This window comes from Streptomyces nidicola (genome assembly GCF_050106155.1).
In the GTDB taxonomy this organism is placed as follows: Bacteria; Actinomycetota; Actinomycetes; order Streptomycetales; family Streptomycetaceae; genus Streptomyces.
Map to the genome: position 1 here is coordinate 1427789 of NZ_JBNBPI010000001.1, position 24060 is coordinate 1451848.

Here is a 24060-nt window from a genome sequence, read left to right on the forward strand (position 1 = left end):
ACAGCGATGCCCCCTGCCTTCCCTCTATCGTCGCAGCTCGCCGTCAATGTGCTGGACCCCCATTCACTGCTAGCCTCCTTCGGCGTGCTCGGGGTGGCGGCCGTGCTCTTCGCGGAGACCGGCCTGCTGATCGGGTTCTTCCTGCCCGGTGACTCGCTGCTGTTCACCGCCGGCCTGCTCAGCTCCGGCGGCGACCACGGCGGGCTGCGCCTGCCACTGGTTCCACTGCTGGCCGCGGCCGCCGTCGGCGCGCTCGCGGGAGCGCAGGTGGGCTATCTGCTCGGGCGCAAGGGCGGCGGAGCCCTGCTCGACCGCAGCCACTCGAAGCGACTGCACGAGGGCGCCCGACGGGCCGAGGAACTCCTCGGCCGGTACGGGTACGGCAAGGCGGTGGTCCTGGCCCGATTCGTGCCGGTGGTGCGCACCGTGCTCAACCCGATGGCGGGCGCCCTGCGGGTGCCGCTGCGCACGTTCACGCTGTGGCAGGTCATCGGTGGTGTCATCTGGTCCGTGGGGCTGACGCTCGCCGGGTACGCCCTCGGCTCGTCCGTCCCGAACGTGGACCACTATCTGCTGCCGCTGGTCGCACTGATCGTGGTGGTCTCGCTGCTGCCGCTCGCCGCCGAGCTGTACCGCTCGCGCCGGGCCGCGCGGGCGCACAAGGCGACGGAGGCACGGGGATGATCGCGGCGTACGACGGGCCGCTCGCGGCCTTCGACGGGGCATCGGTCGACGGGGCCGCCTACAGCGATGTGGTGCGCCTCGCCGGGCGCGCGCCCGGCTGGCTCGATTCCACCGTCGCCCTGTGGTCGACGTACGGGCTCCTGCTGTTCGCCGTGCTCATGGTGTGGGCCTGGTGGCGGGCCCGGCGGGTGGGACCCGAGGCCGCGCTGACGGCACTCGCAGCGCCGGTCCTGGTGCTCGCCGCCTTCGCCGTGGACACCCTCGTGAAGTCGGTGGTGCGCGAGGTGCGCCCCTGCCGCAGCCTGCACCTGGCGACCCTGGAGGCGTGCCCGGCACCGGGCGACTGGTCCTTTCCCAGCAATCACGCCGCGCTCGCCGCGGCGGCCGCCGTCGCCCTGTGGTTCGTCTCGCGCCGGCTCGGCGTCGTCGCGGTCGTCGCCGCCTTGGCCATGGCCGCGTCCCGGGTGTGGGTGGGGGCGCACTACCCGCACGACGTGGCGGCGGGGATCGCCGTCGGCGCCCTGACCGCACTGGTGGGCCTGACCGTGCTCCGGAGCCGGCCGACGTCCGTGGCCCGGCGGCTCGCCGCGTCACGGCTGCGCCCGCTCCTGCTCGCCGGGTCATGAACCGCCGGGACACGGCGGACCTGGCGGGCAGTGTCAGCCTCGGCGCGTGGGCCGCCTTCGGGCTCCTCGGCATGATCGCGATCGGCCGGCCCGACACCCCGCCGACGCCGGACCACCAGGTGTGGGCGTGGGCGCTCGGGCACCGGCCCGCCGAACTGCTGGCCTTTGCCCGGGGCGTGACCGCCACCGGCACAGGCCCCTTCCCCTACGCCCTGGTCGTACTGGCGGGAGCCCTCGTGGGGCACACGGCGCGGCAGCGGCTGGCCGCTGCCGCGCTGGGCCTGCTGTGCCTCACCGCCGGCCAGGCCCTGCGCTACGGCGCGATGGTCATCGTCCAGCGGCAGCGCCCGCCGCAGGCCGACTGGGCGACACACGCCTCCGGCTGGTCGTTCCCCTCCGGGCACTCCACCACGGCCGCCCTCACCGCGGGCCTCATCATTCTCGCCGTACGCATCCGGGCTCCGCACGGACGGAATCCGCTGACCGCCGTGATCCTGCTCTGGGGGATCACGGTCGGACTGAGCCGGAGCGTGCTCGGTGTCCACTGGTGCACCGACGTCCTCGGTGGCTGGCTGTTCGCCGTCGGCTGGGGTGGATCGTGCCTGTGCGCCGCATCCTGGTGGCTGCCCGAGCGGTTCATCCCCCGTACGCCACAGATGCCGATCGAGTCGGGGAAGGGCCACCGTGCGCCACAAGATCCTGGTCGTTGAGGATGATCACGCACTGCGTGACGTACTGCTACGCGGGCTGCGCGAGGAGGACTTCGACCCGATGCCCGCCGTGGACGGCGCCACCGCACTGCGGCTCGCGTCCGACAACGTCGCCGCCGCCGTGCTCGACGTCGGACTGCCCGACGCGGACGGCCGCGATGTGTGCCAGGCCCTGCGCGCGAACGGACTGGCCTTCCCTGTCGTCTTCCTGACGGCCCGCCATCAGCTGACCGACCGGCTCTCCGGGTTCTCGGCGGGCGGCGACGACTATCTGCCGAAGCCGTTCCACCTCGTCGAACTCGTCGCACGGCTGCGCGCGACGCTGAAGCGGTCCGGCCCCGCGCGGCCCTCCACCGCCGGCGACCTGACCCTCGACGCCGTGCGATACCGATGCACCGTCGGAGACACCGAACTCGCCCTCACCCCCACGGAGTTCCGGCTCCTCGCCGCGCTGATGACGGCATCCGGAGACATGGTGCGGCGACGCGATCTGGTCAGGGCCGGCTGGCCGGGAGGCGCACGCGTCAACGACAACACGCTCGACCAGTACCTGACCCGCCTGCGCCGCAAGCTGCGCGAGGCCGGCAGCACGCGCACCATCGACACGGCACGCGGCATCGGCCACCGCCTGTCGTGATCGCACCCCTCGCCCGCCTCGCACCCCGCACCCTGCGCGGACGACTGTCCCTGGCGGCGTTCACCAGCGCCGCACTCCTGATCACGGTCCTCACGGTCGGCTTCAACGCGGTGGCCCGGCAGCACCTTCAGCGCCAGGCGGACGACGAACTGCACGCCCGGGCCGCGGCCGTCGCCACCACCGTCGACACGAGCCGGGCCATCGTACGGGTCCACGAAGGTACCCACGACGACCTCCTCGACAGCAACGTATGGATCTACGGCGGCAGTCGGCCGGTCGAGCGGCCGCCGAACGCCGCGACGGGCGGTCCGCTCGACCGCGCGGCGCTCACCCTGGCCGCCACCGACGGACGACGCTGCGCCACCACCGGCGGGCCACGGCCGGTGCGCCTGTGCGCGCTGCACCTTCCGGGCCGAGGGGCAGGCGCCACCGTCGTCACGGCGCTCGACCTGACGCCCTACCAAAGCTCGGCTGACACCCTGCTGTTCGGCTCCCTCGCGATGGACGCCGCGATGCTCGCCTGCACCTACACCCTGACCCGGCTGGCCGTCGGTCGCGCCCTGCGTCCGGTCCGCGCGATGACCGACCAAGCGACCCAGTGGGGCGCCGTCGCGTCCGGGGAACGCTTCGGCGCAGGCGAACTGCCCGCCGAACTCGCCCGTCTGGGTGCATCGTTGGACGCGCTACTCGATCGCATCCGCACGCTGCTGCGCCACGAACGACAGCTCACCGCCGAGCTCTCGCACGAACTGCGCACGCCGCTCAGCCGGATCATCGCCGAGCTCGACTGGTGGCAGGCCCGCCCCCGCACCTCCGCAGACACCCGCGCCACCCACACCACGATCGCGACCGCCGCCGCATCCATGCACACCATCTGCGACACCCTGCTCCTCGACGCCCGCGCGGGCGTCCCCACCACGCCCGGCACCACGCTCATGCTGCCCGCGCTGCACCGGGCCGTCGAGCAGATCGACCTGCCCCGCCATCTGTCGCTCACCGTCACCGTCGTCGGCCAGGACTCGGACCTTCAGGCCGGCGTGGGCAGCGCCCTGCTCGAACGCATCGTCGGCCCGCTGCTCACCAACTCCCTGCGCCACGCCCGCTCCTGCGTCTGCGTACGAGCCCGGTCCGACGCCGACGGCGTACTCGTCGACGTCACCGACGACGGCCCCGGCGTACCGCCGGACTTCGCCGCGCAGCTCTTCGTTCCCGGCCGGCGCGCTACCCCCGGCGACGGACACGACGGAGCGGGCCTCGGCCTGCCGCTGGCGCGGCGCCTGGCCCGCTCGGTGGGCGGCGAGGTGCACTACGACGAGCAGCACACCCCGGGCACCCGGTTCACCGTCCGCCTGCCTCCCGCGTGACCGACGGCACCCCGGCGCGGTGGGCCCGTCGCTCCCGCTCGGTGATGTCCTTTCGGGTGAGGGCCAGGAACACGACCAGGGCGAGGATCACCGCCAGGAACAGCACGCTGGTGACCACCGTGCCGAACCCGAGGCCACCGTCCCCGGCCGGCTGGGAGAGGTAGTCCCCCGCCGATGCGCCCAGCGGGCGGGTCAGTACGTAGGCGGTCCAGAAGCTCCACACCGCATTCATCCCGAACGCGAAGTGCGCCACGGCGACGGCCGCGATCGCCAGCGCGAACAGCACCGCGGAAAGCCAGTACCCCACGGCCATCCGCTCCGCGATCAGATCCCCGGCCGCCGTGCCCAGCGCGAAGGTGAACAGCACGGCGAGCCAGTAGAAGCACTCACGGCGGGGCGTGTCGACGCTGTGGATGGACAGGGTCCGCTCGCTGCGGAACCAGAGCACGAAGACGACGGCGAGGCACAGGGCGAACACGGTGGTGCTCGTCTCCAGCGGCACCCCGAAGTTGTCGGTGAGGTTGTCGCTGACGAGCGTGCCGACGATGCTGATCAAGGCGACCGCCGTCCAGTAGACGCCCGCACGGTAGGCGTTCGCACGGAACTGGACGACGAGCACGACCGCCAACAGGGTGCCCATGAGCAGCGAGACGCCGGTCAGGCCGAGCCCCAGCTTCTCGTTGAGGAGGTCGGCGGCGGTCTCGCCGACCGTCGTGCACAGCACTTTGATGACCCAGAAGTAGACGGTGACTTCGGGGACCTTGTTCCAGCGCGGAGGGCGGTGGGTCGCCCGCTCAGCCGCGCCTGTGGCGGACGAGGTGTCGGAGATTTCGGATGTCATGGGGCCCGACGCTGTCACCGGGAACCTGAACACATCCTGACTGCCGCGTGGTTCACCCCGCGCCCCGGTCCCAGCACGCACAGCATGAACATCATGAACTCCCGTAGCGAGCGGGCCGTCACCCTGCTCCGCCGACACCTCGGGTGGGCCGTCACCGCCGCCTATCTCGCCGCACTGCTCCTGCCCGACCCCGGGGTGTGGCTGCGCCATCCGCACTCTCTCCCGTTCCCTGCGGGCCGGCCGCTGTCCGTGAACGTCACCGGCCGGCTCCTCGCCCTGGTGCTCTTCTCGGCCGGACTCCAGGTCCCCTTACGGGAGTTGGGGCGCCTCCTGCGCCGGCCGGGCATCCTGCTGGCCGGGCTCGCGCTGCACCTGACGATCCCGTTGCTGATCATCCCGCTCGTCGCGTTCCTCCTGCACCGCTCCCCCGACACCGACGGCGGCAGCGGCCTGGTCACCGCGATGATCCTGATCGTGGCCATGCCGGTCGCGGCGGGAGCGACGGTGTGGACCGGCAAGGGCCAGGGCGACCAACCGACCATGGTGGGACTGGTCCTGGCCTCCACGCTGCTCAGTCCGCTGACGATTCCACTGACCGTGTCGGTGCTGGCACCGCTGCTCGGCGGCGGTTACGCGAACACCCTCACCTCGGCCGGGCGGAGCCTGCACAGCGGGTTTGCGCTCACCGCCGTCGTACTGCCGTGCGCGGCCGGGTGCGCGATCCGCCTGCTGCTCTCCCGCCGCTGGGCCGAGCGGGTCTCGGCCGCCGTCGCCCCCGCCGCCCTGATGGGTTCGCTGCTCCTGACCTACGTCAACGCCAGCGGCGCGCTCGGCTCGTTTCTCCGCCGCCCTCGCCCCCTGCTGTTCGTTGCGTCCGTGACGGTTGCCGCACTGGTCTGTGCGTTCTCGTTCCTGCTCGGCCGTCTCACCGCCCGCGCCCTGCGACTCGACGCGCCGCAGGCCTCCTCACTCACCCTCGCCTGCGGAATGAACAACAGCAGCGCCAGCGCGGTCCTGTTGACCACGGCCCTACCCGACAAGCCGCATCTGCTCCTGCCGGTCCTGGCCTACGGACTGCTCCAGAAGACGGCCGCGAACCGGGTGGTACGGCTACGCGTCCCGACCGGTACCCACCCTGGCGGGCCCGGCCGGAGGGGCCTCCGGCCAACTGGCCGCACGTAAATACAATTGACGCGGCGTCAGTGATGCGTCTCGCCACCGCGGACGGAGCCGGGGCGCGTGCGAGCCGTGGCGGCGGGCCGACACAGAAGGCGACCTGCGGAGCCCCGTCAGACCACTGGAACACAGTCCCGGGCTCGATCACGATGGGCCCGGACTGGAACTCGTGCGGTCAATGCTCGTAGCGATACGTCGGTGGCTTCGGTAGAGCCGGTGCCAGTGGGGGCCGCCCCTCGAGGCATACAGCCGACGGGGCGGGAAAACAGGCATACAGGTCGAACTCCCCGGCGGCACCGGACCTGGACTGCATCACGTGTTTCGCCTGTTTCACCGATTTCGCCGGCCCAAATGGCCAACGGAGCCTGGCAGTTGCCAATGAGCGACGTCACGGCCATGGGGAAGACATCGTGGGCAAAGATTGTGGCCGGAACCAAGGGGGCTGCTTTGCGCGTCCCGGAGCCTGACCTGAACAGCCTTTGACGCAAGAGGAGCCCCCATGCAGCAGTCGGCCAAGCGACGGATCGCCATGAGAGCAGTTGGGACGCTGTTGGCGGTGGCGTTCGCGGCGAGCTGTTCGGCGAGCGTGGGATCGAAGAATGTGAGCAAGGACGAGGTCGCGAAGCAGGCATCGACGGCCCTGGGCAAGCAGATCGGCCGGGAGCCCGACGACATCACCTGCGAGGACGACCTCAAGGCCGAGGTGGGCGCGACCGTCCGCTGCGAACTCACCGACGGCGGCGACAAGCTGGGTATGACGGTCACCGCGAAGTCCGTCGACGGCGACAAGGTCAACATGGACTTCAAGGTCGACGACGCCGCGGGCGCCGACGACTCCGCGGCTCCGGAGCCCACCGACGCGGCGAGCACCGGCACCGGCGGCCAGTCGGTGAGCAGGGCGGAGGTGGCCCGTCAGGGCAAGGCCGCCCTGACGGCGCAGGTCGGCAAGGAGCCCGACGCCTTCTCCTGCCCCGAGGACCTCCCGGCCAAGGTGGGTGCCGTCGTCCGCTGCCAGCTGGCGTCGGAGGGCAAGCAGTACGGGGTGACGGTCACTGCCAAGTCGGTCGTCAACGGCCGGGTCGACATGGACTTCAAGGTCGACGACGGCGCGGCCGGCTGACCCCGGCCACCGCGCCTGGGCCATGCTGAACCGCGCCTACGCTGCCGACTCCGGTCGGCGTTCGGCGGCATCGGGCGCTCCGGCCCCCGCGACAGTCGCGGAACTCCGCACGGAGCCCGCACCACGGCCGAAGAACAGCGATGCCGCGAACGCAACCAGGCCGATGACACCCGCGAGGACGAACGCCGCGCTCAGGCCACTCGCGTCGGGTGCGCCGGATGCCCCGTCGGACGCACGGGACGCCACGGTGACGAAGACTGCCGTACCGAAGGCACCCGCGACCTGCTGCACCGTCGCGAGGATCGCACTGCCGTGGGAGTGCAGGTGGTCCGACAGCGCGCTCAGGGACGCCGTCATCAACGGCGTCATCATCAGACCGAGCCCACCCATCAGCAGCAGGTGCATGCCGATGACCGCCACCAGCGAAGAGTCCGGGCCGAGCAGCGAGAACAGCCACAGCGAGGCCGCCAACGCGGCCGCCCCCGGGATCACCAACGGGCGGGCGCCGACGCGGTCGTAGAGCCGGCCCACCGGGCGGCCGAGGACACCGAGGAGCAGGCCGCCGGGGAGGACGGCGAGGCCGCTGACGAAGGTGGTCGTCCCCATGACCGTCTGAAGGTAGAGCGGCAGCAGGATGGCGGCCGCGCCCAGCATGCACATGAACAGCAGCGCGGACAGCAACAGGGCAACGGAGAAGGTGGGGTTGGCCAGCGGACGCAGGTCCAACAGGGCGCGATCCTGGCGCTGCAGGCGCAGTTGACGTACGACGAACACGGCGAGGGACAGCAGGCCTGCGACGATCGGCATCCACGGCTCGACGGTGTGCTCCCCGCCGCCGGACTCGCCGATGGAGGCGAGGCCGTAGAGGACGCCGCCGAAGCCGATGGCGGAGAGCACCACCGACAGCACGTCCAACGGCACCTTCCGCGTCTCGCTGTCCAGGCGCAGCCGTATCGCGCCGATCACCAATGCCGCCAGCGCCAGCGGCAGCACGATCCAGAACATCCAGCGCCAGCCCAGCGACGAAAGCACCGCGCCGCCCACCGTCGGGCCGATGGCCGGGGCCACCGCGATGACGATCGTGATGGTGCCCATCATCGCCCCGCGGCGCTCCGCGGGGACCAGGCGCATCACGGTCGTCATCAGCATCGGGATCATGACAGCGGTGCCGAACGCCTGCACCACACGTCCGGTCAGCAGCACGCCGAAGCCGGGCGCGAGGGCGCTGATCAGGGTGCCGGTGCTGAAGGCCGTCAGCGAGGCCAGGAAGATCTGGCGCGCGGAGAAGCGCTCGAGCAGGAAGCCGGTGATCGGGATGACCACGGCCATCGTCAGCAGGAAGCCGCTGGTCAGCCACTGCACGGTCGTCGTGGAGACCCCCAGGTCAACGGTGAGGTCGCGCAGGGCGACGCTCAGGATCGTCTCGTTGAGGATCATCACGAACGCGGACGCGACAAGCACCGCGATGAGGACGCCCGCGCGCGTCGGTGTCCCGCCCGCAGACGGGGCGGCCGTACTGCCGCTGTCACCGGGCGCGTCCGCGCTCTCGACGTTGGTTGGCTGGCTCATGTGGGGCGGTACCTCGCAAGAGTCGGTCGAAGTCATGGGCCGGGCCGTACGCCGCGGGCCAGGAACTTGGCACACACGGACAGGCCGGACCACTCAGGGCGCTCACCGCAGGCAGGAGAGCGGCGCACACACAGCACGCACTCAACCCCCAACGACCCGCCGTAGCACGGAATTCCCGGCGTGACGGCCGGCGACCCATGAAGACGGACCCTAGAGCGCGGCCCCGGCCTCGAGGTCGAAGGGGACACCCGTGAGCCGCTCGCTCGCCGCCCACAGCCGCCTGCCCTCCGCGGGGTCGTCGGCGCCCGTGGGGAGCTTGGCGGGCTTGGGGGTGCCGGAGGTCTGGTCCCGTCCGGCGGGGCCGATGAAGCTGCCCGACCGGACGTCCGCGCTGGTCGCCGCGTACAGGGAGGGCCAGGCCGCACCCTCGGCCGAGCCCATCAGCAGGCGCGCGGCGATTGGGGTGACCATGCGGCTCAGCGTGCCGTTTCCGTGCTGCTGCAGACCTGTCATCGCCGACCCCGGGTGAACGACGAGCGCCTCGACGGGGCTGCTTGCCGTGCGGCGCGCGAGTTCGAGGGTGTAGACGATGTTGGCGCGCTTGGACTTGGCGTAGGCACCCATGGCGCGGTAGCTCTTCTCGCTCATCAGGTCGTCCAGCCTGCCCATCGGCCACCGCGCCGCGATGGCGCTGACGGTGACCACGCGCGGCGCGGACGAGCGGCGCACGGCGGGCCAGACCTGGGCGTCGAAGGCGAAGTGGCCGAGGTGATTGGTGCCGACCGTCATCTCGAGGCCGTCGTGGGTGGTCCGCCGCTCGGGCAGGTTCATCACGCCGGCGTTGTTGAAGAGCAGGTCGACGGTCTCGGTCTCGGCGATCCGGGTGGCCGCGTCGCGGACGGAGGCGAGGTCGGAGAGGTCGAGCACGAGGGTGTCCGTCCGGGCCCCGGGGGCCGCGGCACGCACAGCCTCCGCGGCCCGGTCCAACTTGGTCCGGCTGCGGCCGGCCAGGATGACGCGGGCCCCGTGCCGGGCGAGCGCGCGGGCGGTCCCGAGTCCGATCCCGCTGTTGCCGCCGGTGATCAGCGCCGTGCGGCCGGTCTGATCGGGGATGTCGTCGGGAGTCCAGTGGTTCACCGTTGTCACGCTCCTCGGATTCGTTGATCCTGCGCTCGGCCATGCAGCCATGCGGCCATGAACTCCCTGTGGGCGTCGGCGCCGCGGCGACCTGCCCCCATTTCAGACCGGCGGTCTGTTCGACTGCTCCCCCAACGTAGAAGACCACCGGCCTGATGTCAAAAGACCGGCAGTCTGTAACCTGAGGACATGACGAACTTCCAGCGCGCGCGCAGTGAGGAGCAGCGCGAGATGCGGCGCCAGGCCATCCTCGACACCACCGCCGCCATGCTCGAGGAGATGCCCATCGGCGAGATCAGCCTGAACGAGCTGAGCCGCCGCGTCGGGCTGGCGAAGTCCAATGTGCTGCGCTACTTCGAGTCACGTGAGGCGATCCTGCTGGAGCTGCTCGACCGCGCCTGGCGGCAGTGGGTGGCCGACCTGCCTGCCCTTGCGCGCCCCGACATCGACCAGGACGCTCCGGCGAGCCGGCGTGCAGAGCAGTTCGCCGCCGTCATCGCGGGCTCCCTCGCCCAACGCCCGGTCCTGTGCGGCCTGTTGAGCGCACAGGCCGGCGTACTGGAGCACAATGTTTCCCCGCAGGTGGCCGCCCGCCATAAGCGCGCGGCCGTGGCCAACGTCGCCGACATCGCGGCGCTGGCCCGCCAACACCTTCCTGAACTGGGCGACGGCGCACCGCAGTTGACCGCAGCCATGATCATGACGGTCGGCGCCGTGTGGACACACGCACGCCCCTCCCCGGCGATGCTCGCCGCCTACGAAGCCGACCCCTCGCTCACCGCGTTCAAGCTGGATTTCGCGACGGCCCTGCAGGACACCCTGGCCACGCTCACCGCGGGCACCATCGCCCGCGCCTCCGCGTGAGCCCGTCCGGGCAGTGGCCGTGGGCGCCGTGGGTGAGACCTGTTCGAAGACGGACCCCAACTGGGGCGCGGTGGCCACGAGTTGAGCCATTACTCCCGAATCTGGGGCCGAGGCGGGGGGTGATCGGTGGCGGGATCACCGGCAGGCGGAAGCGGCCGACGCGATCGCGTTCGTCGCTCCGGCCGCTCACGCCGGCGGGTCCTTCCGCCAGGTCCACCGCGCGTCGGGCGGCTCCTCGCCCAGTCCGCGGAGCGAGTCGGTGGAGATCCGGGCAGACCGGTCGACCTCGTCGAGGCCGAACCACATCTCGTGATTCTCCGAGCGCCCGCTGCCGAGCCCGGAGACCACCAGGGTCCCGCTCGCGCATACTGGCCACTTCCGCCCGCAGCCGATCACGGACTCGCTCTTCGCCTCGTCCATCGGTCCAACGTGCCGACAGGGATCGGGGAGACACCCCGCTCGGGCGCTTCTTCTGAATCATCCTGACGCCCAGATGAACATGGCTGCGATCTGTAGCACCACTGCACGCCGCCCTCGCCCCTCCCCCACACACAGATCACCCGGCTCAAGGTACGTCGGAACGACCGTCCTGAAGCAGTCAGGGCCACAACTGCCGAAGTTGGCGACGAATCCCGAGATCACCTCGGGATTCAGGACCGCGAATGCCGGCTTCGGATGATTGCCGCATGTGCCCGGTCCGCAGCGCCAGTCGGCGACAACAGGCAGGGCCCTCATTCACAGGGGACCAGGTCGTCCGGGGTGGGCTTATGAGCGGAGATACTCTTGCTGCTCTCGTTCGGGAAGTGCTCGCGAAAGAACTGGTCCCAATAGCCCCTTGCGATGAAGGTCTTGAGAGCCCTGGTCAGACGCTCGCAAGAGTCCTTGTCACCCTTGGGGGTCGCGATACCAAAGCGGTCCTGCGCCCCCACATGCACCTTCTGCAGACGAAGGTCCTTGTCCTCCTGGGCATAACCGAGCAGGTCGACCTGGGCGGTGAAGACAGCGTCCACCTTTCCCTTCTTCAGGTCGTCGACGCACTGCGAAAGGCCGTCGCGTTCCGCGATGGTCATTTTCACGGCGAGGCGGTCGTTGAGCTGCTGCAGGGAGGTGGTTCCGCGCATGGTGCACACGGCCTTACCTCCCAGATCCGCAGACTTGTCGATCTTCGGCCCGCTCTTGGTGGTCATGACTTCTTGGTCGCTGTACACGTACGGCCCCGCAAAGCCGACGGACTTACGGCGCTCGTCGTTCATGGCGACGTTCGCGAGCAGGATGTCGACCTTGTGATTCGTCATGTAGTTGATGCGTTGGTCGAAGGTAACCTGGACCGGCGTAACGTCGATCTTCAACTCCTCCTCGAGCCAGTACATCAGGTCGGCCTGGAAGCCCCTCAGCTTGTTCGACCCGGTGTCGAGCTCACTCCAGCCCGGCAGATCCCCCAGCACGCCGACATTGACCCGCGCGCCCGGCCTCACGACAGACGTGGCGTCCGGAGCGGGGGCGGCCGTGCGGCCGCCCGTGTTGTCAGCACTGCCGCCGCTGCTGCTACACGCCGTCAGCGTCGAGAGCAACAACAACGCCGCGGTGAGCGACGTCAGAGACTTTGGGGTCTTCCTCCGAGAGGCGGAGCGGCTGAGCGTCACAAGATCCCCCTGTTGTAGAGCACGGCCTCGGCCACACCGAGGTCGACACTGCAAGAACGGTCCGGTTCGCGCAGAAGCAGCGTCACGCGGGCCTGCCGTTCGACCTTCCCCATCGCCAGGCGTGTCTCCTTGCCCGGGCGAACGGTCGCCGAACCAGTAGCGCGGCCGTCTACGAAGGAAGTGGCACGAAGCGTCGCCGGCACCACGCAGTCGCCGAAGGCGCGGGAGTTGGTCATCGTCAGCGTGAGAGACAAGGCGTCCCGGTCGGGATACTTCGGAACGGACAGGGTTGCTGTGCTGCCGTTCTGCATCTCGCTGCCGGAAACGACACGAACCTGGTCGGTCACATTGGCATCCGGCTTGTGGAGTCCGTACCAGATGCCCATCGGCACGCCGACACCCACCAGGACTGCCAGGGAGAGGGGGGCAACACGCCTGAGACGCCCGCGAACGCGCTGCGTCCAGGTGCGTTCCGGGCGATCGGGCTCCGGGGCCGGATCCGGGGTGGGTGCGGTTGGATCCCGACGGCTTCGCAGATACTGCCGCAGTATTTCCACACCCTGAGGCAACGCGTACGCAAGCAGCGAGACGCCGAGTGAAAGTACGCCGGTGATGTTTGAACTCTTCGCGCCCATGCTCAGCAGCCCGATGGTGAGACCGCTGATCACGAAGACAACGCACAAGCCCCACCACCGAGTTGGCAGATCCGGCTCTGGCTGCGGAGGCGGATCATTCGCCATCGCGCGCCAGCCCCTTCCACACCAGCGCTCTGTTGCCCACGCCGCCCCCCTTGCGCGACTCAACGGTATCCGGGCACCAAATATGACACAGACCGCAGCGGGGCCGGCGGGGTTAACGGCGAAGAGCTCGACTCACGGGAAGCCCGGGCACAATGATCCAACTCCCCCTAATCACCAGCAGGTTGGAGACGTTGCGGCGGGTCAGGTGCAGAGGTTCGCCGTCGTGGCGGGGTAGACGTTCAGCAAGACGTATTACTCGCCGGTGATCGGGCAAGGCGCGGCAGCCAAAACTGTTCGGACCGGCCCGGGCGGCCGAGCAGTCCATCCGGGCGGCGGTGATGCGGGCGCGGTCGAGTCCGAGGAGAGCACCCACGCGCAAGTCCCTGGTGGCGCAGCCCACCCAGCAGACAGTCGACCGCCGCCCGGAGCAGCAGGAACTTCCGTCTGGCGAGTGCGGCCATGTAGCGCAGGTGCTCCATCGCCGCCGACATAGGGCTCATGCCCGAACCTGGGCAGTCGTCCCTTCGGACGAGATATTCGGCAGGGGCACATGCGGACCCACAAGGCCGGGCTGCTTACGCCACTCGACGGGGCACCGTCGACGACCGCCGTGGGACCCAGCCCGGGACGCGTTCTCGACCTGGTGTGACTTCGTGTGAATTCGTAGGTGGGGCGCTAATATTCCGGCCTAGTTGACGGCCGTTTCTCCACAGGCCGGGGTGTACCGGGGGGAGAATGGTGGACCAGCGCGCACTGCCTGAACAGGACTTCTCGGTGTTCGCCGCTCCCGTTCCGTTCTCCGGACCGGCGCGGCTGCGGGTGACGGAGGCGATGACGCGCCTGGAGGCCGAACGGCTGCGGGTGGTCCGGGCGATGGAACGCGGGCAGCCGGTCGCCGCACGTGTCCTCGGACGAGGCGGGGAGGAGATCAACCAGAATCTCAGCCGCGAGCTCCCGGCCCGGCGCACCCTCGACTCCGTCAAGCCCAGCGGCTCCGTGGAGCGACTCGCCGTGAGCCTCCCGATCAACACGTTCGCGATGAACGCCGGCCTCCGGATGATCAGCGTGTGGCATCGCGACGCTCTGAGCCCGGAGGCGCGGCTCGTGCTGTCCGGCGAGGACCCACAGGTGTACTTCTTCGGATACGGGCCATTGGAGATGAAGATCGTCGACGGGGTCGAGGTGCTCCTCGAGGGGCCCACCATCCGCAACCAGACGACCGTCATCGTCGTGAGGGACGCCGCGTGCATGGCCGCCGCGCGCCACTACTGGGACGCGGTGCGTGCGACGACGTACCCGTGCGCCGCCGAGGAGCCACCCGCCAACGGCCTCACCGAACGCCAGCGCCGCGTCGTCGCACTCCTGCTCACCTGCTCGTCGGACGAACAGATCGCCCGCCGACTCGAACTGAGCGTGCGCACGGTCCGGACGGAGGTCGCCGTGATCCTCGATCTCCTCGACGCCCCGACCCGCTTCGTGGCGGGGGTCCGGCTCCGCGAACTCCTGAGCCGGACCCCCGCCTGACCCGACCGCAACCGTCGTCGGCTGCAGGATGCTGCAATCTTCCGCCGACGGCGCCCGACAAGCTCCTGCCATGCGAAACCACAGAAAGTTCATGAGCGCTCTGATGGCCGTCGTCGGCACCGCGCTCGGGACGACCATGCTGACTGCCGCGCCGGCGTCCGCCACCCAGATCGCGCACTACTGCGAGGGCGATGCGGTCGTCCGCTGCGCCAACATCGAAATGCCGTCCACCGGCGTCTTCAACGCGCACGGCCGAGTGACCGACACCGCCAACGGCACCGACTACGACGTCCAGGTCACCGAGGTGCGGCTCGAATACTACGTGGACGGTGGCTGGCACCTCCTCAAGCAGGAGGTCCCGGGCAACTACTGGGAGTACGACCAGGACGTCGCGCGCACCACCACGTACTCGTGCGGTTCCTCGGCACGAAAGCTCATCCGCGCGAAGGTCTACGTGCGGTGGTTGAGCAGCACCATAACCGGCGACTGGGTCACGACTCCGTCGACGTACATCTGCCCCCGCTGATCGCGTGACCGAGCCCCGCCGCTTCCAGCTTGGGTTCCAGGTCCTGCCTGGAGTTCGGATCGCGATTCGGTGGATCACCTGCACGCCGAGGCCCGGTCTTGATGGATCGTCAGTCATGGCGCGAGGCGATCTCACCGAGGACTGCACCCTTCCGCCTGACCCGACCGTCACTTCACGGGGGTCGCCCCCGTCTCGTTTTGCGGTGCTCAAAACCGGAAGCCGGCAGGTCCCCGTGTGGTGGTTGCGGCCAGTTCCGTGATCCGGGCAGCCGGGATCGGCACCCCGGGAGCGTTCTGGAACCAGGCCACCACATCCGGGATGCTGAGGCCGGTCGGCGGCTGTCCGGTGTAGGCGATGGCGTACAGCGGTGTGTTGGGTTCGCTGCGCCAGCTCTCCGCCAGGGAACCGAGGTCCACCACGTCGAATCCCAGAAGATCCAACAGATCCGCCACCTCCTTCTTCGCCGCCGGGTCGTCACCCGAGAGGGGAATTCCGGTACGGTCCACAGCCCCGTCCGGGCGGGCCAGCGACTGAAGCTGCTTGGGGCCGATGTTGTGGAACGCCTTCACCACGCGGGCGCCCGGCAGGTCACGCTGGACCAGTTCGCTGGAGGTCAACTCGTTGCCGTCGAGCTCCGCGATCTCTGCCCCGGGGTAGACCGCGTAGTTCATCGGGTCGATCACCGTCTTGCCGACAAGTTCGGCGATCGGCAGCTTCTTACGGGCCTTCAGCGGCACCGCGGCCAGGACGAGATCGGCCTCGCCCGCAGCGTCGGCCGGGGTGGCGGCCCGGGCCCTCGGGCCGAGCTCGGCGACCAGACCGCCCAGTGACTCCGGGCCGCGCGTGTTGCTCAGGATGACATCGAGGCCGGCGGCGACGGCGCGACGGGCCACGCCTGAGCCGACCATGCCGGTGCCGATGATGCCAAGTGTTGGTGTCTTCATAGATCCATCTCACCTGGAGTGCGATGGGCGAACAACGGTCAGGACCGATAGCCAGCGATCACATCGCGTGATAGATCAGGGGAGTGGAACTGAGGGCGTTGCAATATTTCGTGACCGTGTCCGAAGAGCTGCACTTCGGCAGGGCGGCCGAACGGCTGCACATCGTGCAACCGGCGGTCAGCCAGCAGATCGCCCGGCTCGAACGGGAACTCGGCGTGCAGTTGCTCGAGCGCACGTCGCGCAGCGTCCGACTCACCGCAGTGGGCGAACGGGTGCTGGTAGCGGCCCGGGAGACGCTGACCGCCGCAGCTCGCGTCCGGGTGGTCGCCGGCGAAGAGGCGGCCCCGCTGCGCATCGGCCTGGCGTCCTGCGTCACCCCGCGGTTCGACCGGGCGCTGGCCCGCCTGCGTGACAGTGATCGCCCCGCCGCTCCGCACCTCGTCGACCTGCCGGTGACCGCGCGTCTGGACGCCGTCCGCGACGGCGACCTCGATCTCGCGCTCGTCCGCGGCGCGGTCGCAGAGCCGGGGCTTCGGGTGATGCCCAGTTGGTCCGAGCCACTGCACGCAGTGCTGGCGACCAACCACTGGGCCGCTGGTAAACCGTTCCTCAGCCTGCTGGACCTCGACCCCGCCGAACTGCGCCTGCCGTCACGCGATACCGACCCGCCCCTGCACGACGCCATGCTCGCCGTCCTGCCCGTCGCGCCGCCGAGACCGCCTGCCGGGGACCTGGTCAACGTGTTGTTCCAAGTCAGCCAAGACCCCGAGAGCTGGACGCTGATGCCTGCCGAACAGCTTGCCGCACCGCTGTCCGGCAGGGTGACACACGTGCCGCTCGATCCGCCGGTGACCGTCGTCGGCCACGTCGTGACCTCCCGATCCACACCACAGACGTGCGCGGCGTCCTATCTCGCCGCATTCTCCGACTGACCGAGAGAACGTCTCGCCCCGGTGGGAGTGATCGATGCTGCCTGTGCTTCTGGACCATGTTCCAGGTCTCGCGGCTGCTGCCCCAGAAGAGGGCATCGGCGACACGGTCGGCCGGGTCCCACTGATGGTTCGGGCCTATTGCACGACCGATCCCTGTCTGAACTGGCTTGCCCTGTGGGGCAGGTGGGAAGGACGTCGCTGGTCGAACCCGGAGGGCCAGTGGCCGCGCTGCTGAAACCGGGTGGCGTATTCGCCTTGTGCGGCGGGCCATTTCAACTGGCTGACCCGGCCGTGGAGGAAGCCGGCCGCGCGGCGCGAGCACCATTCTTGGAGAGGGACGAGATTCCGTCGCCTTGACGGGACGCCTCCGGATCGGTGCGACATGAGGTAGCCGACCAGGCTCAGGAACCAGCCACGTTTGTGGGCGCGGTCCAGCCGGTGGCTCGGATCCACTCGACCAGGTCCAGGGTGGCCGGCTCGATCGAGCGCACCGCCGCGAGGTCCGAAGGGGATGCCACCGCCTTCGCGAACTCGCGGAACATCGCCTGGTCGAGGTCGGTGGGAAGCACGCTCAACGGGAGGGTCTCGTACCGTGCCGGGAGCCCGGCGCGCGCGCCGAACGCCGCGGCGATCTGGGGGCCCGTCAGTTCGTCGCCGACGAGCTCGACGGCTCCGCCGGGCGCCTCCGCGATGTCGAGCAGGAGCGCGGCGGCGACCCGGCCGATGTCCCTGACCGAGATCATCTTCAGGGCGACGTCCTCCGGCAGCGGCAGCCTCAGCACGATCTCCCCATGCTCCAGGCTCGGTGCCATCACGCTCGCGAAGTTCTCCATGAAAGCGGTCGCGCGAACCATCGTGGCCCTGAGGCCGGACTTCCTCAGGTGCTCCTCGATCGAGTGCTTCGAGTCGTGGTGCGGCACACCCGACTCCCGGTCCGCTCCGAAGACCGAGTTGAACACGACGTGCGGGACGCCCGCCTCGACCGCCGCGTCGACGAGCGCGGTACCGATGCGGATCTCCGCCTCGACCTCTTCGAGACTGTTCGCCTCCGGGGTCATGAAGTAGAACCCCTCGACCGTCGCCAGCGCGGCGGCCAGCGACGCCGGGTCGTCGGCCCGGACGGCGGCCAGTTCGACGCCGCGGGCGGCCAGCGCCTGGGCCCGGTCGGACTGCGGGTCGCGGACCAGAGCCCGTACCCGCGCCTTGTGATCCAGCAGCGCGTCGACCACCGCCCCGCCCTGCTGCCCCGTCGCGCCGAAGACTGCGATCGTGCCGGTCGTTTGTGTGCGCATCGCTGCCACCCTTCATTGGTTCATGGCGTGAACGAAATTAGTTCACGGCATGAACTTCGTCAAGGTATGGGTGGAGCGAGACCTCACGGTGTGATGGGTGGGTTCTAGGTGGGCGGAGAGAGGTCCGAGGTGTCCACGATGGCGGTGGCCACGCGCTCGAAGTCGCGCTGGTCGTCGGCGTCGAGGTTTCTCGCGATCTCGGGCAGACGCTTGGCGACCTCGGCGTAAAGGGCCTCGGCGAGCACCTTCCCCGTGGGCGTCGCGCTGAGCATGACGACCCGTCGGTCCTGCGCCGAGCTTGCCCGGCCCACCAGCTCGCGCCGCGCGGTGCGATCGACCAGCTGGCTCAGTGCGTTCTTGTTCATCCCCAACGCCGCCGCGAGGTCAGCCATCCTCCGCGGCTCGTTCCTGACTGCGCACAGCAGAGTGGCCTGCGAGGGGGTCAGGTCGAACTCGGCGGCGATCTGCGCGTACTTGCGTTGAATCACAACCGAGAGCCAGAAAAGCTTGTCGCCATAGTCCACGCCGACCTCCCCGGTCCGATGACGGACGATCAGCCCACTCGTCGCGGGCAACCGCTTTGATCGACTAATCCTGTCCCTGACCCCCTCAGTATCCGGCAAAGGTGGTTGACATCCTCTACTGGCCCCGTAGCGAACACATCAGCAGCATGGTGTTCAAGCCTGCAGAGCACCGAGCACGATGAGCGGCCGCCGTCGCCGGTGCGGGTCGAGGACGCCCGCGCCAGTCGCGGGTGGCGGCACCGGCCCCGCCCAGCTAGGTGGCCTCCGTTTCACGAGCGGCGGTCGCGGCGTAGTCGGTCGGGGTCAGGCCGTAGGACTTGCGGAAGGCGCGGGCGAAGTGGCCGCTGTCGGCGAACTGCCAGCGGGCGGCTATCTCCGTGACGGTCATGCGCCGGTGCGGTGCGACGAGCGCGCGGCATGCCTCCTCGAGGCGGCGGCGCCGGATGTAGGCGCTCAGCGGTCGGCCCTCCCTGGCGAAGGCACGTGGGAGGGTACGCGGGGAGACGTTCAGCTCCCGGGCGAGAGCCGAGGGGGACAGGGCCGGGTCGGTGAGCCGGCGGTCGGCCAGGTCCCGCGCGGCTTGGGCCAGGGCCGGCGACAGCAGGGGCTCCACGTCGTCCAGGCCGCCCCCGGCGGCGGCCCGGGCCAACTCGGCCAGGGTGCTGCGGGCGGCGTCGACCCCGGCCGGACCGAGACGGTCCAGCATCCGGCCCACCATGGCGGCGTGCGCCGTCAGCAGCCGCACCTCTGCGGTGTCGGCCGGACCGGAGGCCGCCCCGCCCCGTCCGGACCGCACCTCTGCGGCGGGCAGGACGAGTACCTGCACGGCGGTGTGTGGCGCCGCGGAGAAGTGGGACAGCCTTCCCGTCTGTACGAGCAGGCGGCCGGCCGGTGCCGTGTGCTCGGCTCCTCCCGGTTCCTCGAACCGCCAGGTCCCCCGGTGGACGATCCACAGGCGTACGTGATCGTCGGCCCCGACCCGTCGGCCCGCCGTCCGCAGGGCGGTCGCGGTCTCGAAGCGGTTGAACATCGCGTCCCGCACCCGGAACCCGCGGGAGCGCGCCGAGAAGCCGGACACGGTCGTCCGGCGGAAGGGTGCCAGCGCGAAGGTCTCGCCCATCCGGCTCCGCCACTCGTGTGCGAAGTCGCTGAAGGCGTTCGCGCCGCTCACGTCCGCCGAGAAAGTGCCGCTCATCGTTGTCGCGAATCTCCTGTTCGGGCTGACGCGCCGGTCCGAGGCGCCGGGACCACACGCTTCCTACCGTTGTTCCGGCATGCATCGAAGAGCCGACATCCGCAGGCCGGAATGTTGAACAAGGGTAATGAGGTGGCGAATTGAGCACGCTCGCGATCGTGGGCGCAGGCCCTCAACTGGGGCGCGCGATCGGCCGGCGGTTCGCCGCCGAGGGGGTCGACGTGGCGCTGATCGCCCGCAACCGTACGACGCTGCAGGCGGTGGCCGACGACCTGTCCGACACGGGCGTGCGGGCCGAGGTGTTCCCCGCCGACGTGACCGACCGTCCCGCTCTGCACGCGGCGCTCACCGCCGCCGAGGAGCGGCTGGGACCAATCGACATACTCGAGTACTCGCCCGCGCCCTCCCCCGCCGACCTGCGCCGGGCGCCACTGGTCGAGGCCACGAAGATCACCGTCGACTCGGTTCTGGCCCAGCTTGACCTCTATCTGCTCGGGGGTGTGGCGGCGGTGCAGCACGTCTTGCCCGGCATGTTGGAGCGCGGCACGGGGACGATCCTGGTCAGCAGCGGGGCGGGGTCGGGGCCGGTGATCGCCCCGCATGTGGCGAACGTCCAGATCGCCACCGGCGGGCTGCGCAACTGGATCCTCAACCTGCACGCGGCGCTTTCCGGCACAGGCGTCTACGCCGCGCACGTGGCGATCGCCGCCTTCATCGGCCAAGGGGGCCACGACTCCCAGCCGCAGACGATCGCCGACGCCTACTGGAGGCTGCACACCGAGCGCACCGAAGCCGAGCTGGTCATCCAGGATCTGCCGGACGACTACCTGGAACGGGGTCTGGCGGACAAGTTCGTCGAGCCCTGAGCCACCGGCGGCTGCACGGCCGAGCCTGGCGGAGGGCGGTGTGTCGTCCCGGCCGTCCACGACGGCGGCGCCGTGGTCGGCCTGCCTGGCGACGGGCACCGGGCCGGGGCGTTCCTGCCGGCGGGCGCCTGCCTGTTGCCCGGCGCAGGCGTGGTTCACGGCCTCGCGGCCCGGGAGATCGCCGGACCCGCCCTGCGCAGCGCCGTCACGGTCGCGGTACGGGGTCCGCCCTCGTCGGGTGCGACCAACGACAATGCGCCCAGTGCGTCGCCGCGACGGAATGGATCGCGGCGGCGACCGGGCGGCTTCACCCGGGTCGCGAGCGCGTGGCTGACCGGTGACGTGGGCCGCGTCCGGCTCGCCGTGCTACCGACGCAGAAGGCGATGCCCGCACGACCCGACCTCGGCGGACGCGGTGGCTTCCCTAGCGGCGGCGGTCAATTCGGGCAGGGCGAGGGCGGAATGGGCCGGACGTGCCTCCGCGGCCGGCATCGTGGCGAGCGTGCGCAGCCTGGCGTTGCGCTGTTCCAGAGCTCGCGCCGTGGTCGGGAAGAGCGTGGCACCACCCTTGCCGACCAGTGACTGATTCAAGGTCACGAACTCGCGGGTGTCACGTTCGTATGCGGCGAAGGCCTCGGCATGGTCGCCGAAGCGGGCGGTCAGGGAGTGGGCGAGCATGTAGGCGCCGACGAGCGCGAGGCTGGTGCCCTGGCCGGTGAGGAACGAGGGCGCGTACGCGGCGTCGCCGACCAGGGCGACCCTGCCGCTGTACCAGTGCGGCATGCGGATCTGGCCGACCGCGTCGAAGAACAGGTCGTCGGCGTCCCGCAGGGCGGCGAGCAGCCCCGGGACCTCCCATCCGGCGTCGGCGAACACCTCGGCGAGCAGCTTCCGTTGGGCTTCTGGTTCCGCGAGCGTGTCGAACGACGGTTGCGGGTGGGCGAAGTTCAAGAACGCGTGCACTTCTTCGGTCGCGCCGACCGCGTAGAGGGCGGCGGCCCTACCCGGGGTGTTCCACATGACGGTTTCGTGCGAGAGCCCGAAGGTGTTGGGCAGGGTGAAGATGCCGAAGCAGTAACCGAGGTAGTGGTGGAACGGCGCTTCCGCACCGAACACCAGTCGGCGGGTGTGGGAATGCGCTCCGTCCGCACCGATCACCATGTCGAACCTGCGGCTGCCGCCGCTGCGAAAGGTGACGTCGACCCCGTGGCCGGTCTCGTCAAGGGAGTTGATGGAGTCGTCGAACATGAACTCCACATCGTCGCGCACGGCCGTGTACAGGGCGTCGGTGAGGTCTCCGCGCCGCACTTCCAGGTCACGTCCCGCGGCGCCGCCGGAGACGGTGTGCGGGTGGAGCGAGGCCACCTCACCGCCCTCCGCGTCGAGGAACGTCATCCGGTGCAGGTCGATGTGCGCCTCCCGCAGCCGCGGCAGGATTCCCATCCTCTCGACGACGTCGAGTGCGGTGCCGCGCACGTCGATGGGGTAGCCGCCGCGCCGGGGCGCGGCCGACTTCTCGACGACGGTGACCGCGAATCCGGCACGGTTGAGCCAGAACGCGAGGGCGGGCCCCGCGATACTGGCACCGGAGATCAGGACCGAACGCCTTGACGCGGCGCGGGTGTTCATGGGCTCTGTACGGGTCATGTCGTGACTCCCTTTCGCATGGTGCGGGTGACGAACAGGGCCGACGCGGTGACGGCGCCGGCGATGACGAAGCCGGTGACGAAGGCCGATTCGGCCGGGACATCCGATCCGGCAGGCGTGGCGGCGGTCAGGAGCGCACCTCCGAGTTGCGCTCCTACGGCGTAGCCGACCACGCGCGTGACCAGGACCAGGCTGCTGGCGATGCCGGTGTCGGCCGGGTCGACGGAGGTGGCGGTGCTGGTCATCATCGCCGTCACGCACAGGCCGTTGGCCAGCGCGATCAGTGCCTTGCCGACGACGAGGTGCCAGGACTCGGTGTGCATGGCCGCCACGGCGGCCAAGGAAGCGGCCATCATCACGACTCCCGCGGCGACCACCCGGCGCGAGCCGAGCCGGCGCGTCGCGAGCCCGCCGAGCGGCCCGGCCAGTGACGCGGCCACAGCGCCGGGGAGCAGGAAGAAGCCGATCTCGGTGGCACTGGCCCCGAAGCCGTACGCGTCGGTGGACACCGCGAACAGCTGCGGGACGAGATAGACCGCCATCGACGTCCCTACGCAGATCACGAACGTCAGCACGCAGGCCTTCCATATCGCGGGCCGTGCCAGCATGCGCAGATCGATCATGGGGAAGGCCGCGCGTCGTTCCACCACTGTCCATCCGGTCACGAACGCGGCCAGCACCACGACGAGGGCGCCGAGCACCAGCGGCTGCGAAGCCATGTCCGGGGCCAGCGCGAGCACGAGCATGAGCGTGGTCAGCGCGCCGCACAGAAGGCCCAGGCCGGCCCAGTCCATGCGGACATGCTCGGACCGGGCCGGCGGATCGTGCGGCAGCAGCCTGCGCACCAGGAGGGTGGACCCGATGACGGCGCAGGTCGGCAGTGCGAACATCCAGTGCCGGGACAGCGTCTCCGCCACGGGGCCTGCCGCCAGCGTCCCCGCCATGCCGCCGCCGACGAACAAGCCGCTGACCACCCCGATGGCCACCTTCGCGTCCCCTTCGGGCAGATGCTTGCGCACCACGATGAAGGACAGCGGCAGCGCGCCCACCATCGCCCCCTGCAGCACCTGTCCGAGTAACAGCACCGGCAGGTTCGGCGCCAGCGCGGACACCAGGCCACCGGTCGACACCACCGCCATCAAACGCGTCAGCACGCGCTTGCCACCAAGACGGTCGCCGAACTTGCCGGCCACCGGCGTGACGAGCGCGCCGGTGATGAGGAGCACGATGCTGAGCAGCGCGCCCTGGGCCGCGGTCATGTCGAGTTCGCGTTGCAGCAGTGGGAGCGTCGGGGTCACCACCGACTCCAGCGCGCCGGTGGCCAGTGCCAGCAGGCCCACCGCGCCGACAGCGGCCTTCCCGATGCGGACCGGCGGGTCGAGGGTTGTGGTCATGGGGCGTCCTCTCCATACATGACGGGGCGTCGCAGGCGGCTTCGTCGTGTGGCGCTGCCGTCCAGGGCAGGTGTGCTCGCCGGGGGCCGGCGCGGTACGGGCAAG

General features: G+C 70.2%; 24 protein-coding genes. 12 read left to right on the forward strand and 12 right to left on the reverse strand.

Going from position 1 to position 24060, the window contains the following annotated elements; all coding sequences use genetic code 11:
* Positions 1–6: 6 nt before the first annotated feature.
* From ACOKM3_RS06755 to ACOKM3_RS06775, 5 genes are read left to right on the forward strand one after another with little or no spacing between them, the layout of a single operon-like run.
* Complete coding sequence (locus ACOKM3_RS06755) at positions 7–684, forward strand: DedA family protein (protein ID WP_426897930.1); 678 nt, start codon at positions 7–9, stop codon at positions 682–684.
* The gene (locus tag ACOKM3_RS06760; RefSeq protein WP_426897932.1) at positions 681–1310 is read left to right on the forward strand and encodes a phosphatase PAP2 family protein; all 630 of its coding nucleotides are present in this window, start codon (positions 681–683) and stop codon (positions 1308–1310) included. The genes ACOKM3_RS06755 and ACOKM3_RS06760 overlap by 4 nt, the downstream gene beginning before the upstream one ends.
* Positions 1307–2020 carry a phosphatase PAP2 family protein gene (locus tag ACOKM3_RS06765; RefSeq protein ID WP_426897934.1) on the forward strand — a complete coding sequence of 238 codons (714 nt, stop codon included), beginning with the start codon at positions 1307–1309 and terminating at the stop codon, positions 2018–2020. Before ACOKM3_RS06760 ends, ACOKM3_RS06765 begins: the two co-directional genes overlap by 4 nt.
* Positions 1995–2657, forward strand: coding sequence for a response regulator transcription factor (locus ACOKM3_RS06770; protein WP_426897936.1), 663 nt, complete (start codon positions 1995–1997; stop codon positions 2655–2657). Before ACOKM3_RS06765 ends, ACOKM3_RS06770 begins: the two co-directional genes overlap by 26 nt.
* Positions 2657–4021, forward strand: a complete 1365-nt coding sequence (locus ACOKM3_RS06775) for a sensor histidine kinase (RefSeq protein WP_426906721.1) — start codon at positions 2657–2659, stop codon at positions 4019–4021. Before ACOKM3_RS06770 ends, ACOKM3_RS06775 begins: the two co-directional genes overlap by 1 nt.
* Here the strand turns inward: ACOKM3_RS06775 and ACOKM3_RS06780 are convergent.
* Positions 3996–4862, reverse strand: a complete 867-nt coding sequence (locus tag ACOKM3_RS06780) for a COG4705 family protein (RefSeq protein ID WP_426897938.1) — start codon at positions 4860–4862, stop codon at positions 3996–3998. The genes ACOKM3_RS06775 and ACOKM3_RS06780 overlap by 26 nt on opposite strands.
* Positions 4863–4955: 93 nt before the next feature.
* Here ACOKM3_RS06780 and ACOKM3_RS06785 point away from each other — a divergent pair, with 93 nt between their 5' ends.
* Positions 4956–6044 (forward strand): bile acid:sodium symporter family protein, encoded by a 1089-nt coding sequence (locus ACOKM3_RS06785; RefSeq protein WP_426897940.1) that lies wholly within the window; start codon positions 4956–4958, stop codon positions 6042–6044.
* Positions 6045–6537: 493 nt separating this feature from the next.
* A complete protein-coding gene (locus ACOKM3_RS06790) occupies positions 6538–7158 on the forward strand; it encodes a DUF4333 domain-containing protein (protein WP_426897942.1) in 621 nt (206 codons plus the stop codon).
* Positions 7159–7194: 36 nt separating this feature from the next.
* On the opposite strand, the gene ACOKM3_RS06795 is transcribed toward ACOKM3_RS06790, so the two are convergent.
* The gene (locus ACOKM3_RS06795) at positions 7195–8727 is read right to left on the reverse strand and encodes a DHA2 family efflux MFS transporter permease subunit (RefSeq protein WP_426897944.1); all 1533 of its coding nucleotides are present in this window, start codon (positions 8725–8727) and stop codon (positions 7195–7197) included.
* A 210-nt stretch (positions 8728–8937) separates the two neighbouring features.
* Positions 8938–9864 carry an oxidoreductase gene (locus ACOKM3_RS06800; protein ID WP_426897946.1) on the reverse strand — a complete coding sequence of 309 codons (927 nt, stop codon included), beginning with the start codon at positions 9862–9864 and terminating at the stop codon, positions 8938–8940.
* A 189-nt stretch (positions 9865–10053) separates the two neighbouring features.
* Between ACOKM3_RS06800 and ACOKM3_RS06805 the strand changes: the two genes are divergently transcribed.
* Positions 10054–10728, forward strand: a complete 675-nt coding sequence (locus ACOKM3_RS06805; RefSeq protein ID WP_426897948.1) for a TetR/AcrR family transcriptional regulator — start codon at positions 10054–10056, stop codon at positions 10726–10728.
* Between the two features lie 186 nt (positions 10729–10914).
* Here ACOKM3_RS06805 and ACOKM3_RS06810 read toward each other — a convergent pair whose 3' ends face one another.
* The 3 genes from ACOKM3_RS06810 to ACOKM3_RS06820 all read right to left on the reverse strand — a co-directional run bounded on the left by ACOKM3_RS06810 (position 10915) and on the right by ACOKM3_RS06820 (position 13039).
* Entirely contained in the window at positions 10915–11148 is a 234-nt protein-coding gene (locus ACOKM3_RS06810; protein WP_426897950.1) for a hypothetical protein, read from the reverse strand.
* Positions 11149–11459: 311 nt separating this feature from the next.
* On the reverse strand, positions 11460–12371 hold the full coding sequence (locus ACOKM3_RS06815) for a transporter substrate-binding domain-containing protein (protein WP_426897952.1): 912 nt from the start codon (positions 12369–12371) through the stop codon (positions 11460–11462).
* Entirely contained in the window at positions 12368–13039 is a 672-nt protein-coding gene (locus ACOKM3_RS06820; RefSeq protein WP_426897954.1) for a hypothetical protein, read from the reverse strand. Before ACOKM3_RS06820 ends, ACOKM3_RS06815 begins: the two co-directional genes overlap by 4 nt.
* 807 nt (positions 13040–13846) lie before the next feature.
* On the opposite strand from ACOKM3_RS06820, the gene ACOKM3_RS06825 reads away from it, so the two are divergent.
* Both ACOKM3_RS06825 and ACOKM3_RS06830 read left to right on the forward strand, forming a co-directional pair.
* Complete coding sequence (locus ACOKM3_RS06825) at positions 13847–14635, forward strand: helix-turn-helix transcriptional regulator (RefSeq protein WP_426897956.1); 789 nt, start codon at positions 13847–13849, stop codon at positions 14633–14635.
* Between the two features lie 70 nt (positions 14636–14705).
* Positions 14706–15161: a hypothetical protein gene (locus tag ACOKM3_RS06830; RefSeq protein ID WP_426897958.1), complete on the forward strand. Its 456-nt coding sequence runs from the start codon at positions 14706–14708 to the stop codon at positions 15159–15161.
* Positions 15162–15367: 206 nt separating this feature from the next.
* Here ACOKM3_RS06830 and ACOKM3_RS06835 read toward each other — a convergent pair whose 3' ends face one another.
* The gene (locus ACOKM3_RS06835) at positions 15368–16105 is read right to left on the reverse strand and encodes an NADPH-dependent F420 reductase (protein WP_426897960.1); all 738 of its coding nucleotides are present in this window, start codon (positions 16103–16105) and stop codon (positions 15368–15370) included.
* A gap of 83 nt (positions 16106–16188) precedes the next feature.
* On the opposite strand from ACOKM3_RS06835, the gene ACOKM3_RS06840 reads away from it, so the two are divergent.
* Positions 16189–17037 (forward strand): LysR family transcriptional regulator, encoded by an 849-nt coding sequence (locus ACOKM3_RS06840; RefSeq protein ID WP_426897962.1) that lies wholly within the window; start codon positions 16189–16191, stop codon positions 17035–17037.
* Between the two features lie 401 nt (positions 17038–17438).
* On the opposite strand, the gene ACOKM3_RS06845 is transcribed toward ACOKM3_RS06840, so the two are convergent.
* The 3 genes from ACOKM3_RS06845 to ACOKM3_RS06855 form a co-directional block, all read right to left on the reverse strand.
* Entirely contained in the window at positions 17439–18329 is an 891-nt protein-coding gene (locus tag ACOKM3_RS06845) for an NmrA family NAD(P)-binding protein (RefSeq protein ID WP_426897964.1), read from the reverse strand.
* Between the two features lie 104 nt (positions 18330–18433).
* On the reverse strand, positions 18434–18853 hold the full coding sequence (locus ACOKM3_RS06850) for a MarR family winged helix-turn-helix transcriptional regulator (RefSeq protein ID WP_426897966.1): 420 nt from the start codon (positions 18851–18853) through the stop codon (positions 18434–18436).
* 253 nt (positions 18854–19106) lie between these two features.
* A complete protein-coding gene (locus ACOKM3_RS06855; RefSeq protein WP_426897968.1) occupies positions 19107–20048 on the reverse strand; it encodes a helix-turn-helix domain-containing protein in 942 nt (313 codons plus the stop codon).
* 140 nt (positions 20049–20188) lie between these two features.
* Between ACOKM3_RS06855 and ACOKM3_RS06860 the strand changes: the two genes are divergently transcribed.
* Positions 20189–20914 (forward strand): SDR family NAD(P)-dependent oxidoreductase, encoded by a 726-nt coding sequence (locus ACOKM3_RS06860; protein ID WP_426897969.1) that lies wholly within the window; start codon positions 20189–20191, stop codon positions 20912–20914.
* Between the two features lie 366 nt (positions 20915–21280).
* On the opposite strand, the gene ACOKM3_RS06865 is transcribed toward ACOKM3_RS06860, so the two are convergent.
* Positions 21281–22561, reverse strand: a complete 1281-nt coding sequence (locus ACOKM3_RS06865) for an FAD-dependent monooxygenase (RefSeq protein ID WP_426897971.1) — start codon at positions 22559–22561, stop codon at positions 21281–21283.
* A complete protein-coding gene (locus ACOKM3_RS06870) occupies positions 22558–23955 on the reverse strand; it encodes an MFS transporter (protein WP_426897973.1) in 1398 nt (465 codons plus the stop codon). The genes ACOKM3_RS06865 and ACOKM3_RS06870 overlap by 4 nt, the downstream gene beginning before the upstream one ends.
* Positions 23956–24060 lie beyond the last annotated feature (105 nt).

What these genes read in the sequence shown, in the direction of transcription:
- ACOKM3_RS06755 (WP_426897930.1), top strand. Translation starts at nt 7, where the DNA reads ATGCCCCCTGCCTTCCCTCTATCGTCGCAGCTCGCCGTCAATGTGCTG.
- ACOKM3_RS06760 (WP_426897932.1), top strand. Translation starts at nt 681, where the DNA reads ATGATCGCGGCGTACGACGGGCCGCTCGCGGCCTTCGACGGGGCATCG.
- ACOKM3_RS06765 (WP_426897934.1), top strand. Translation starts at nt 1,307, where the DNA reads ATGAACCGCCGGGACACGGCGGACCTGGCGGGCAGTGTCAGCCTCGGC.
- ACOKM3_RS06780 (WP_426897938.1), bottom strand. Translation starts at nt 4,862, where the DNA reads ATGACATCCGAAATCTCCGACACCTCGTCCGCCACAGGCGCGGCTGAG.
- ACOKM3_RS06785 (WP_426897940.1), top strand. Translation starts at nt 4,956, where the DNA reads ATGAACTCCCGTAGCGAGCGGGCCGTCACCCTGCTCCGCCGACACCTC.
- ACOKM3_RS06790 (WP_426897942.1), top strand. Translation starts at nt 6,538, where the DNA reads ATGCAGCAGTCGGCCAAGCGACGGATCGCCATGAGAGCAGTTGGGACG.
- ACOKM3_RS06795 (WP_426897944.1), bottom strand. Translation starts at nt 8,727, where the DNA reads ATGAGCCAGCCAACCAACGTCGAGAGCGCGGACGCGCCCGGTGACAGC.
- ACOKM3_RS06805 (WP_426897948.1), top strand. Translation starts at nt 10,054, where the DNA reads ATGACGAACTTCCAGCGCGCGCGCAGTGAGGAGCAGCGCGAGATGCGG.
- ACOKM3_RS06810 (WP_426897950.1), bottom strand. Translation starts at nt 11,148, where the DNA reads ATGGACGAGGCGAAGAGCGAGTCCGTGATCGGCTGCGGGCGGAAGTGG.
- ACOKM3_RS06825 (WP_426897956.1), top strand. Translation starts at nt 13,847, where the DNA reads ATGGTGGACCAGCGCGCACTGCCTGAACAGGACTTCTCGGTGTTCGCC.
- ACOKM3_RS06830 (WP_426897958.1), top strand. Translation starts at nt 14,706, where the DNA reads ATGCGAAACCACAGAAAGTTCATGAGCGCTCTGATGGCCGTCGTCGGC.
- ACOKM3_RS06835 (WP_426897960.1), bottom strand. Translation starts at nt 16,105, where the DNA reads ATGAAGACACCAACACTTGGCATCATCGGCACCGGCATGGTCGGCTCA.
- ACOKM3_RS06845 (WP_426897964.1), bottom strand. Translation starts at nt 18,329, where the DNA reads ATGCGCACACAAACGACCGGCACGATCGCAGTCTTCGGCGCGACGGGG.
- ACOKM3_RS06855 (WP_426897968.1), bottom strand. Translation starts at nt 20,048, where the DNA reads ATGAGCGGCACTTTCTCGGCGGACGTGAGCGGCGCGAACGCCTTCAGC.
- ACOKM3_RS06865 (WP_426897971.1), bottom strand. Translation starts at nt 22,561, where the DNA reads ATGACCCGTACAGAGCCCATGAACACCCGCGCCGCGTCAAGGCGTTCG.
- ACOKM3_RS06870 (WP_426897973.1), bottom strand. Translation starts at nt 23,955, where the DNA reads ATGACCACAACCCTCGACCCGCCGGTCCGCATCGGGAAGGCCGCTGTC.